The sequence below is a fragment of the Thauera sp. genome, from assembly GCF_035444905.1.
Lineage (GTDB): Bacteria > Pseudomonadota > Gammaproteobacteria > Burkholderiales > Rhodocyclaceae > Thauera.
Window position 1 is genome coordinate 1 of the sequence record NZ_DAOMPS010000084.1, and the last position, 10,918, is coordinate 10,918.

Below are 10,918 nucleotides of genomic sequence, written 5' to 3' on the forward strand. Positions count from 1 at the left end.
CGCGCGCGCGGCCCGCGAAGCGCAGGCCTTCCTTGCCGGTGATCTTGGCGACCGCACCGGTGGGCGACAGATTGCCGTGCAGGATGACCAGATGCGAGTCCGTCTTGATCGGGTTGGCGAAGGGGCGAATGATGTCCTGACCCGGCGGATAGTCGGCAACATCGGCGAGGTTCTCCGCCAGCGTCCTGCCGGTGACGGTCAGCGTGTCGCCGTGCAGCAGGCCGGCATCGAGCATGCGCTTCATCAGCGGCTGGATGCCGCCGATTGCGACCAGCTCGGACATCATGTACTTGCCGCTCGGGCGCAGGTCGGCGAGCACCGGCGTGGTCTTGCCGATCTCGACGAAGTCGTCCAGCGTCAGCTCCACGTCGACGGCGTGGGCCATGGCGAGCAGATGCAGCACGGCGTTGGTGGAACCGGCGAGCGCGATGGTCACGCGGATCGCGTTCTCGAAGGCCTTGCGGGTCATGATGTCGCGCGGCTTGATGTCGCGTGCGAGCAACTCCAGCACCTGCTGACCGGCACGGTAGCAGTCCGAGGCCTTGTCGGCCGAGACCGCTTCCTGCGCCGACGAACCCGGCAGCGACATGCCCAGGGCTTCGATCGCCGAGGCCATGGTGTTGGCGGTGTACATGCCGCCGCAGGAGCCCGGGCCCGGGATGGCGGTGTCCTCGATCTGCTTGAACTGATGCAGGCTGAGCTCCCCCGCGGCGTGCCGGCCGACGGCCTCGAACACCGAGATGATGTCGGTGTGGCCGGCGCCGGGCCGGATGGTGCCGCCGTAGATGAAAATCGAGGGGCGGTTCAGGCGGGCCATGCCGATGAGGCAACCGGGCATGTTCTTGTCGCAGCCGCCAATCGCGATGAGGCCGTCGAAGCCTTCGCAGCCGGCCACGGTCTCGATGGAGTCGGCGATGACCTCACGCGACACCAGCGAATACTTCATGCCCTCGGTGCCGTTGGCGATGCCGTCGGAGATGGTGATGGTGTTGAAGATGACGGCCTTGCCGCCAGCCGCGTTGGCACCCTTCTCGGCCTCTTGCGCGAGTTTGTCGATGTGCATGTTGCAGGGCGTGACGTTGGCCCAGGTCGAGGCGATGCCGATCTGCGGCTTCCTGAAATCCTCGTCGTTGAAGCCGACGGCGCGCAGCATGGCACGCGCAGGGGCGGCCTCGATGCCATCGACGACCTGGGAGGAGTGCTTGCGCATGTTGTCGGTGATGTCGCTCATCTCGAAGACCTTTGGAAGTGGTTTGTGCGAAGGTGCGGGCGTGCAGCCCAGGGGCAGGGGATTGCCGGCGTCGAGAACAAACCCGCCAACGGCGGGTCAAGGCAGGGCGATCACGACCAAGGCCATCCGAAGATACAGCCTCCATCCACGACGATTTCCTGGCCGTGGATGTTGTTGGCACTATAGACGCCGAGACCGGGGAGGCTGGACACGCTCTGACGCGCGTAGGTGCTTAGCCGCGCCATGTAGCGGTTCGGGAGCTCCATGCAGGTCTCGGGGCCGTCGTCGACAATCAGCGCATCGCGGGGCGTCCAGGCTCTGGAGACGATGGCGCCGGTGCTCATGGGGGATTCAGTCCTGCGGACTCAGATGTGCCCGGCCGGTAGCGGTCAGGCGGTATTGCTGCAGACGGCTATTGGGCTTGTCGGGGAGGGTGTATTCGATCAGACCGCGCGCCAGCAGTTGGCGTACCGCCTGATTGAGCGGCCCGGAAATACTTCGCTGCCCCAAGGCACGGGAGATGCCAGTCTTGTTCATGGCCCCGAACAACAGGCAGCGCAACACCCGATGCTCGAGGGAGCCTGACTCTGGCTGTGACTCTGGCTGTGACTCTGGCTGTGACTCTGGCTGTGACTCTGGCTGTGACTCCACCCCCGACTCTGCCTCCGACGTTGGCACGACCGTCCGGCTGTCCGGCGGCAACATCACCGTCACCCGAAAGATCGACTCCTCATTGAGGACCGGGTCCTGCCCGCCGAAGGCACGGGCGTACTTGAACAGGTTGCGCACGCCGGAGCCCAGTTCCTCGGCCCATTGCATCTCGCGGAATACGCGCGCAATGGCCGGGTTCTTGGGTGAGGGGGAGAAGTCGTCGGGGCGCAGCAGACCCAGTCCATGGGGGTTGTTGCTGTTCTCGGTGACCACGCGATCGCGCTGGATGATCAGCTTGGCCGGAAAAGGGTTGAGGTACTCGCGGTGGATCAGCAGATTCGCCACCACCTCGCGGAAGATACGGTCGCGCAGACTGACCCGCCGGTTGCCCTCCAGGTAGAAAGGGTCGGCAACGTGCTTGTTCACGAAGGCCATAAGCCGGTCGTAGCTTTCAAGCAGGTTGGTGCGGATATCGTCACGGTCGTCGTAGCGGTCGAGGTCATGCACGCGCAGGATAGCGTCGGTGCGATGATGCGGCACCACGCCCAGCACCACCTCGTCGCGGCCGAACAGCAGGGCGCCGGCCATCGAGATGCCTTCGGCACCGGTCTGGTAGTCGCGCTGGTAAAGGCGGGCGCTCTTCAGCAGCTCCAGGTCGTCCAGCTCGGCCCAAGGATGGCCGCCGCGCTGGTTGAGGAAGGCGCAGACGGTCTCGTAGATGTCGCGGTTGAGCGCCTCGCGGGCACGCTTGAACTCGACCGTCAGCCCTTCGCCGCCGCGCAGCAGTTCGGCCAGATGTTGCGGGGTCATGCCTCGGCCCTGCGCTGGCGCCCGCAGCTTGGGCTGGGCCATCTGCAGGCGGGCTCGGCGCGGGCGAGTTGTTCGGGATTCTGCTTGAGGGTCATCGAGCAAGCTTCCATCACTACGGGCATATGTTGCTCGGATGGTATTACTTTCGGTTGTGGGCAGCGACCCGGACGAGGACGATTTGGATGCCTCGGTATCTACGCCGACGCCTTCGAATGGGTGGAGATGCCCTACAAGGCGTGGGCGAAGATGGACGAAGGCGAGCGCGCCGCCACGCTGGCCCAGGCGGCGGACTACCTCGACAGGCTGGACACGCTTTAGCAAGCTCACCTCAGCCGGATCAGGGCTGTGCGACGTCCTCAACCCACTGTAGCCGCCCCTGTCCCGTCTCGTTGAGGCGCGAAAGCAGTCGCGGCGCGTCGTCCTCGGGGAGACTGAAGTTCAGGCGCACCGCCTCTGCATGCTCCACCGCCAGCAAGGTCGCCCCCGCGGCCTCGAGCTCGCGCCGCAGCAGGCCTTCGAGCGCATAGGGCACGACGCAGGCCAGGGTCTGCAGGCGCACGATCGGTACCTTCTCGGCCTGCAGCAGGGCCTGCGCCACGGCGTCGGTGTAGGCGCGCACCAGGCCGCCGGCGCCGAGCTTGACGCCGCCGAAGTAGCGCACCACGGTGGCGAGCACGCCTTCCAGGTCCTGGTGGCGTAGCACCTCGAGCATCGGCCGGCCCGCGGTGCCGCTGGGCTCGCCGTCGTCCACCGCCGCCGACTGGCCGCCCGCAAGCAGCGCCCAGCACACGTGGCGTGCGCCGGGGTGCTGCGCCCACAGTTCGGCCACCACCTTCTGCGCGCCGGCGCGGTCGGCCATCGGCTGCACGCAGCCGATGAAGCGGCTCTTCTTGATGATCAGCTCGCTTTGGACGGGGGCGGCGAGGGTGAGCGGCATGGGGGCGATTCTAGCGGATGGCCCCAGCCCCAGCCCGAGCCCGAGCCCGGCAACATAAGTGCACCGGAGGTCGGCAGCGCAAGAAGACGGGGCCGCCGACCCACGAGGACGGCGGCCCCGATGAGGGATGGCGCGATCAGGTGCGACGGCGCAGCGCGGCCAGTCCGAACACACCCAGGCCAAGCAGGGCGAGCGAACCCGGCTCGGGCACGGCATTGCGACCGCCCGAGTCGGGGGTGTTTTCGACCAAGGGCTGTTCAAGCACCGTACCGCTGAGGTTCAGGCGCAACTGGTAGTTGAAGCGACTCGAGGCCGCACCGACGTTTTCGTCCGACAGGTCGAGCAAGTAGCTTGCACTAAACACGCCGGCCGCGCTGGTGTCGAGCCAAGCTGTGTAGCTCAGGCTTGCGCCGGCAAGCAGGTTGACAAAGAGATCCAGGTCGGTGCCGAAGCGGTCGGTGTCGCCGCTACCCGTAACGCCATCGAGATCGAGCCCGACGCGGGCGCCGCCAGCATTCGCCAGGCCGAAGCCGAGCTCGGCGGTCTCACCCACGTAGAAGCTGCCGAAGTCGAGATCGAGCGACAGGCCGCCGGCCGTGAAGCTGGGTGCGGCATGCAGCAGGTACTCGTAGTCCAGGCCGACCGTTCCGCTCCATTTGAGCGTGTAGGTCGTCGATTCGGTACCGGTGAACAGCCCAAGGTCCTGGGCCGCGGACAGGGTCGGCGCGGTGAAGGACACGAGCGCGCTCCCGACTCCGACATAGGCATCGAGGGCGGACGCGGCGACCGCCGCATTCACCAAGGGATCGTTATGGATCGACTTGGTCGCACCGTCGTCGCAGGCACCGCGACGGTTGGCGGTGCAGTCGTCTCCTTGCGCGATCGTTCCAAAATTCTGCGAAACGCCCGGCGCACTCACCTGCGCGCTGCTACTGCCGGAGCCGGTCGTTGTTCCACTCTGGTTCGGTCCGGTATTCGCTCCATCCGTCGACGTGGTGGATGTCAGTTGCTTGCGCTTCGAGTCGACAACCAGGGTCGCCCCCATCAGCACGCCCGTGCTGGCATCGAACCGCGTCAGCGCGGCGGTGTCGAGCAACGCGCCGTTGTTCGTCGTACTACCACCGCCTTCCTGGTCTGTGACCGAGGCGCTGCCGGAAAAATCAAGCGTTCCGCTCGTCACCACGAGTGCATGCGCAGGCAGCGCCACAAGGCCGGCGCCGAAGGCAAGGGCTGCCGCCAGCGGGCGGAAGGTGTTGATCGGCAAGTGGGTTTTCATGATCGCTCCGGAGAGTTGTTGTCGTTCGCGATCATCTTAAGCACACTTCATGCCATGACTATTTTTATATATTTTTCAGTATCTTACCTATCACGCGCACCATTCTGGAGCGCGACTGTAAATCCGCACGACAATGCATTGGCAGGAATCCGACGCCGAGGAACGAATCGCCCGTACCTAGCGCCCTGACGCCCCCTCGTCAAGCAATCTGCGCACGAACGGGCCGAAGACTTTGCTCGCCAGCGTGAAGAAGTTCGCACCCAGCCGTTGATCGACGCCAGGCAACGCACGGCGAAAAGCCGAGTCGTGCCCCTCGCCAGATTCCATGCGCATGACACTGGCCCATTTCTCCGTCGCCTTTCGAGCGTTGTCGGTATTTTTTACATTGCTGGTAATTCATGTGGAATTAGTCCGGAATTGGGGTCTGACCCCCAGCACACGCACCGACTGGCCGCCCGCAAGCAGCGCCCAGCACACGTGGCGTGCGCCGGGGTGCTGCGCCCACAGTTCGGCCACCACCTTCTGCGCGCCGGCGCGGTCGGCCATCGGCTGCACGCAGCCGATGAAGCGGCTCTTCTTGATGATCAGCTCGCTATGGACGGGGGCGGCGAGGGTGAGCGGCATGGCGTGAGCTTCCTCTTGACTCAGGCCTGCGGCGCCACGCCGTCTGCGCCCGCTTGCTGCAGGTGGTCACGCAAGGGGCCGAAGACCTGCTGCGCGAGCGCGAAGAAGCGCGCATCCAGCGGCTGTTCGACGCCGCGCAGCGCCAGGCGGTAGGCGGGGTCGCGGCCTTCGCCGAACTGCGGGCGCTGGCCGCCCGTCCATTTGTCGTGCGCCTTGCGCGGATTGCCGTCGTTGGAAACGCAGGCCCAGGCCGACTTGGGGAAGAAGTGCAGCGGCTGCATCAGGCCCTCGCGGTAGAGCGCCAGCAGGCCGGTGAGGAGCTCGTGCGCCTGTGCCGGGTCGAGCGCGGCGAAGGCGACATCGGCGCCGCGCAGGAGTACCCGGGTGCGGCGCTCGACGCCGGCCGGGCCAGCGGCGCACAGCATCAGGTGGGCGATCCAGGCCTCGAGATAGTGGCTGGCGCCGGCATCGGCATAGCGCCAGCGCAGCATGCCTTCGGGGCGCAGCTCGCCGAGCACGGCGCCCAGCGTCCACGGCTCGCCGGCGAGCGCGAACGCAGACTGGCAACTTGCGGCCTCGATCGCCGGCGCGCATCGCGCCACGGCCAGGCGGGCGGCAAAGTCGCGCATCGCCGCCAGCTCGGCGGCAAGGCCCGCTTCGCCCATGGCGCCGCGCGGGAACTCGCCGCCGGCGCGCGCCAGCTGCGCGAGCGCCGCGCCGTCGCGACCAGCGCCCTCGCCTGCGGCCCTCAGCGCGGGGTCGCGCCCATCAGCCTGGGCGCCGAGCAGTACCGGCATCAGGCGCTCGGCCAGCGCCCAGCGTGCGGGCAGGTCGGGCACGAAGCGCTCGGTGTCCTCGAGCTCGGCATCGGCTTCGGGCAGGTCGAGGCCGAGGCGCTCACGCAGCAGCTCGCGGCAGGGGTTGCGGAAGAAGCGCACCAGGCGCTCGAGCGTGGGCGATCGCCACTCCGGCCCGGGCGGCGGCAGCGGACGCTCGAAGAAGGGGGCGACATCGACGGCAAACGGGCCGTCGCCTTCGTCGTCCGACGCCCCCTCCGACTCGCCGTCCGTCACGGCCTCGATCGCGCCCGCACTCGCGCCCCCACTCGTGCCCTCCGAAGCCTCTGCCAGCGCGGCCCGTGCATTGGCCGCAGCGGGCACGGCGCCGTGCTCCGCGTCCGCGAACGGACCATTGGGCGCTGCCGCCGCCGCGCGTGCCGCGGCCCCGAGGCGAGCGGCGAGGGCCTCGGCGTAGCCTTCGTTGAAACTCACCAGACGCGCATCACCACGCTCGGCGGGCAGGAAGTAGTCGGGGGCGAAGGCCTGCAGCGGATGCGCCACGCACAGGCGCTGGCGCGCCGCGGCGAGCGCGTCGGGGTCGGTGGCGCTGCTTGCGGTAGCCTCGGCGAGCACGTCGAGCAGTTCATCGACCAGCACCGAGGGCCGCAATTCGCTGCCATCGCGCACGCTGCGCCCGACGTAGGACAGGTGCAGCACCTCGCGCGCCGACAGCAGCACGTCGAGGAAGAGGTTGCGCTCGTCCAGCCGACGCTGGCGATCGCCGGCCTGGGGGCGGGCCGCCATGAGGTCGAACTCGGCGGCACGATCGCTGCCGGGGAAGAGGCCGTGGTCGAGCCCGATCACGCACACCACGCGGTAGGGCAGCCCACGCAGCGAGGACAGCGCGGAGAAGCTGAGCGTGCCGCCGGGCACGCCGCCGCGCGCCGGGTCGTCGAGCAGGGCCGCGAGCGCGGGGCGGATCACCGCCAGCCCCTGCGCGGCCGCGCAGCCGCCCGCCGTCATGTCGTCGGCGAGCTGGGCGATGGCGGCGCGCAGCTCGCGCAGTTCGTCCGCCCAGGTTGCGGCGTCGCCGACCAGGCGGTCGAGCACCTCGTTGAGCAGCGCGCGCCAGCCCGCGGCGTCATGGTCCTGCAGCAGGCGCGTGCGCAGGCTACGCAGGCTCTCGGCATAGCGCCAGAAGCGGCCAAGCGCGAGCGCCGCCTGGCCCTCGGGCGCGGCGGCGCCGATGCGCCCGGCAAAGGACGCGTGCTGGGCGGCGTCGCCCGCGGCCCAGGCGAGGAACAGGCGGTGCAGGCCCTCCTCCAGCGTATGCGGCAGGCCGGTCGGCTCGCCCCCCGGCTGCCCCAGCACCGCATGCACCGCGCCGGCATCCAGGCCCCAGCGCACGCCGGCGGCACGCAGCCAGTCGTGGACGGTCTCGAGCGCCGTGTTGTCCAGGCCGTGGTGGGCGGCGACCGGGGCCTGCTGCAGCAGATCGAAGACCTGGGTGGCGGGGAAGCGGCTGGCGGCCAGGCCGAGCATGCGGTCGAGCACCTGGGCGACCGGGTTGTCGCGGGTGCCGCCCAGGCCGGTGATGCGCCAGGGGATGCGGCGTGCCGGTGGCGCGGTGCCGAACACCGCCTCGATCAGCGGCGCGCTCGCCTCCAGGTCGGGGGTGAGCACCACCACGTCGGCCGGGGTGAGCGCGTCCGGCGTACCCTCGTGCGCCTTGAACAGGCCGAGCAGGCGGTCGTGCAGCACCTCGAGCTCGCGCGTGCGCGAATGGCAGACATGCACCTCGATGCTGCGGTCGGCGGCGGCCAGCTTGACCCCGGCGGGCGGCAGCTCCTGCAGGTCGAGGATGGCGTTGTGCACGCGGGCAAGCAGATGGCGGCCGGGATGCGGTGCGAACAAGGCTTCGTCCTCGAGCACGTGCTCGCCCTCGAACAGCAGGCCGATGTGGGCGCGGGTCTGCTTGCCCCAGGCGGCGAGCAGGCGGTTGCCGGTCTCGAAGAACAGGTCCTGCTGGCGGGTGGCGAGCCAGGACAGGCGGCGCGCATCGACGATGTCGAACCAGAACTCGCGGCAGGGGTTGAGCACGTACAGGCGCACATCCACCACCCGCGCCAGCTCGCGCAGCATGTCGAGGTAGAGCGGCGGCAGCGCCGGCAGGCCGAACACATGCACGCTGCGCGGCAGGCCGGTGGCGGCGAGCGCGTCGTGATCCATCGCCGTCACCGCGCGCAGGAAGGCGGTCGCCGGATGCTCACTGCGCAGGCCCATGGCCTCGCGGATGCGGCGCCACAGCGCGGCCTGCCAGGCCTCGTCGGCGCGCGCGGCGGCGCTCGCGTCCGCCTCCAGCACGCTGCCGCGGCCCTCGCTCCAGCGCGCCAGCCACTGCGGCCGATAGGTGAGGTAGTGGTCGAACACGCGCGCGATGCGCTCGGCAAGCTCGAAGCGCATGCGCGCGTCGGCGCCGGCGAGGTAATGCGCCAGGCGCGGGTGCTCGCTCAGCCAGGCGCCTTCGGCCGCGTCCGCATCGAGCAGGCCGTGGATGCGCCAGGCCAGCAGCGCCGGCGAGAAGGGCGAGCGCGCCGGCACCTCGGGCACGACGCGGCCGATCTGCTGCCACAGCCACTGGGCGAGGAAGTCGCAGCGCAGGTTGGCGCACACGCCCTCGTGGTCGGCCACCGCCAGCTCGAGCCGACGGCGCAGCGCGGCGCTCGGCACCACCACCTCGCGCTCGCCGAAGGGGCCGGGCTGCTCCTCGGCCAGGCGCTCGAGGAGCTCGTCGAGGAGGATTTCGAAGCGGTTGGAAAAGCTCAGGGACAGCATGCACGGTTTCCGCAGGGGCGCCGGCCGGGCAACGCGGCGAGCGCCGCAGGATAGCGCATCGCGCCGCCGCGGGTGCCGGCGCGCGACTGTGTAAACTGTCCGCTGTTCATCGCCCACCCACCGCCATGGCCAAGACCCACCCCGAAGGCTGGCGCCTGCTGCCCGCCAGCGGCGCCCGCGCCCGCGAGCTGCAGACGCTCGCGCTGCTCGCCGGTGCGCTGCCCGCCGACACGACGATCTACCACGGCCTGCACTGGACGCGGGCCGAAGGCAGCGTGGCGGTGTTCGGCGACATCGGCTTCGTCGTCCTCGGCCCGGGCGGGCGCATCCTGCTCGTCGAACAGCAGGCCGGCTTCCTCGACGAGGGCGAGCATGGGCTGCTGCGCCCGGGCCGGCGCCGCGAGCGCAACATCAGCGTGGACCTGGCGCGCCAGGCCGACGCCCTGCGTGCCCGCCTGCGCCCGGCGCTGGGCGGCGCCGAGCCGATGCTCGACGTGCTGCTGTACTGCCCCGACTACACCGTGCGCCAGCCCGGCACCGCCGGCCTCGACCCGGCGCGGATCGTCGATGCGCCGCGGCGCGAGCAGCTGGTGGCCACCGTCCGCGCCCTCACCCGCGACGCCGAGGGCGCGGCGCCCGCCGACCCTGCCCGCCAGCAGGCCCTGCACCGCTTCTTCGCCGACCTGCTCGAGCTGGTGCCCGACGTGCAATCCCACATCGGCCAGGTGGACGACCTGAGCACGCGGCTGTCGGGCGGGCTCACCGAGTGGGCGCGCCGCATCGACATGAGCCCGCACCGCCTGCGCGTGACCGCCACCGCCGGCAGCGGCAAGACCCAGCTCGCGCTCGCCGCCTTCACCGATGCGCTGGCCGCCGGCCGGCGCCCGCTCTACGTCTGCTACAACCGCCCGCTGGCAGACCACTTCGCCCGCATTGCCCCGGCCGGCGGCGAGATCGCCACCTACCACCAGCTCTGCGACCGCCGCCTGCGCGACGCCGGCCGTCCACCGCGCTTCGGCGCCCCCGGCGCCTTTCGCCGCATGGAGGCGGACTTCGCCGCCCTGGTGGCTGCCCCCGCCGCCGGGCAGCCCGACCCGCGGTGGCAGTTCGACGAGCTGATCATCGACGAAGGCCAGGACTTCATGGAGGCCTGGCGCGACGCCCTGCTCGCGCTGCTCAAGCCAGGCGGGCGCGCCTGGTGGCTGGAAGACCCGCTGCAGAACCTCTACGACCGCCCCGCGGTAGCCCTGCCGGGCTGGGTCGGGCTCAGCGCCGACACCAACTACCGCACCCCGGCCGACGTGCTCGCGCTGCTCAACGCCTGCCTACCCCTGCCCGCCCCGATCCGCGCCGGCAGCCCGGTGGCCGACAGCGAGCCCGAGCTGCTCGCCTGGCACGACGAGGCCGGCATGCTGGAGGCCACCAAGCGCGCGATCACGCGCGCGCTCGGACTCGGCTTTCGCCGCGACATGATCGTGCTGCTCACCTTCCGCGGCCGCGAGCATTCGCGCTTCACCCCGCTGGAGCACCTCGGCCCCCACCGCCTGCGCGCCTTCACCGGCCGCTACGACCTGCTCGGCGAACCCGAGCACTCGCAGGGCGAGCTGCTGATCGACTCGGTGTACCGCTTCAAGGGCCAGTCTGCGCCCTGCATCATCTTCACCGAGATCGACTTCGAGACGCCGGCCGATGGGATGGACCCGCTCACCATGCGCAAGCTCTTCGTCGGCGCGACGCGGGCGACGATGAAGCTGATCCTGGTGGCGTCGGCGCGC

At 69.9% G+C, this 10,918-nt stretch carries 8 protein-coding genes; 1 reads left to right on the forward strand and 7 read right to left on the reverse strand.

Translation table 11 applies throughout. From position 1 onward, the window contains the following. The 7 genes from PLC66_RS21105 to recC all read right to left on the reverse strand — a co-directional run. On the reverse strand, positions 1-1,231 hold a 1,231-nt coding region (locus tag PLC66_RS21105; protein ID WP_324544166.1), incomplete at its 3' end, for a dihydroxy-acid dehydratase domain-containing protein. A gap of 110 nt (positions 1,232-1,341) precedes the next feature. Beyond that, the gene (locus PLC66_RS21110; protein WP_324544167.1) at positions 1,342-1,575 is read right to left on the reverse strand and encodes a hypothetical protein; all 234 of its coding nucleotides are present in this window, start codon (positions 1,573-1,575) and stop codon (positions 1,342-1,344) included. A 7-nt stretch (positions 1,576-1,582) separates the two neighbouring features. Then, positions 1,583-2,692, reverse strand: coding sequence for a DUF8451 domain-containing protein (locus PLC66_RS21115; RefSeq protein ID WP_324544168.1), 1,110 nt, complete (start codon positions 2,690-2,692; stop codon positions 1,583-1,585). Positions 2,693-3,029: 337 nt separating this feature from the next. Then, the gene (locus PLC66_RS21120) at positions 3,030-3,629 is read right to left on the reverse strand and encodes an IMPACT family protein (protein ID WP_324544169.1); all 600 of its coding nucleotides are present in this window, start codon (positions 3,627-3,629) and stop codon (positions 3,030-3,032) included. Positions 3,630-3,765: 136 nt separating this feature from the next. Beyond that, positions 3,766-4,905: a PEP-CTERM sorting domain-containing protein gene (locus tag PLC66_RS21125; protein WP_324544170.1), complete on the reverse strand. Its 1,140-nt coding sequence runs from the start codon at positions 4,903-4,905 to the stop codon at positions 3,766-3,768. 396 nt (positions 4,906-5,301) lie between these two features. Beyond that, positions 5,302-5,529, reverse strand: a complete 228-nt coding sequence (locus PLC66_RS21130) for a YigZ family protein (protein WP_503012253.1) — start codon at positions 5,527-5,529, stop codon at positions 5,302-5,304. A gap of 20 nt (positions 5,530-5,549) precedes the next feature. Beyond that, positions 5,550-9,143 carry an exodeoxyribonuclease V subunit gamma gene (recC, locus tag PLC66_RS21135; protein WP_324544171.1) on the reverse strand — a complete coding sequence of 1,198 codons (3,594 nt, stop codon included), beginning with the start codon at positions 9,141-9,143 and terminating at the stop codon, positions 5,550-5,552. Positions 9,144-9,268: 125 nt separating this feature from the next. On the opposite strand from recC, the gene PLC66_RS21140 reads away from it, so the two are divergent. Further along, the coding region (locus PLC66_RS21140; RefSeq protein WP_324544172.1) for an ATP-binding domain-containing protein at positions 9,269-10,918 on the forward strand (1,650 nt) is incomplete at its 3' end.

Bases quoted from the DNA above. Each gene is read 5' to 3' on its own strand.
- PLC66_RS21110 (WP_324544167.1), bottom strand. From the start codon at position 1,575: ATGAGCACCGGCGCCATCGTCTCCAGAGCCTGGACGCCCCGCGATGCG.
- recC (WP_324544171.1), bottom strand. From the start codon at position 9,143: ATGCTGTCCCTGAGCTTTTCCAACCGCTTCGAAATCCTCCTCGACGAG.
- PLC66_RS21120 (WP_324544169.1), bottom strand. From the start codon at position 3,629: ATGCCGCTCACCCTCGCCGCCCCCGTCCAAAGCGAGCTGATCATCAAG.
- PLC66_RS21130 (WP_503012253.1), bottom strand. From the start codon at position 5,529: ATGCCGCTCACCCTCGCCGCCCCCGTCCATAGCGAGCTGATCATCAAG.
- PLC66_RS21115 (WP_324544168.1), bottom strand. From the start codon at position 2,692: ATGACCCCGCAACATCTGGCCGAACTGCTGCGCGGCGGCGAAGGGCTG.
- PLC66_RS21125 (WP_324544170.1), bottom strand. From the start codon at position 4,905: ATGAAAACCCACTTGCCGATCAACACCTTCCGCCCGCTGGCGGCAGCC.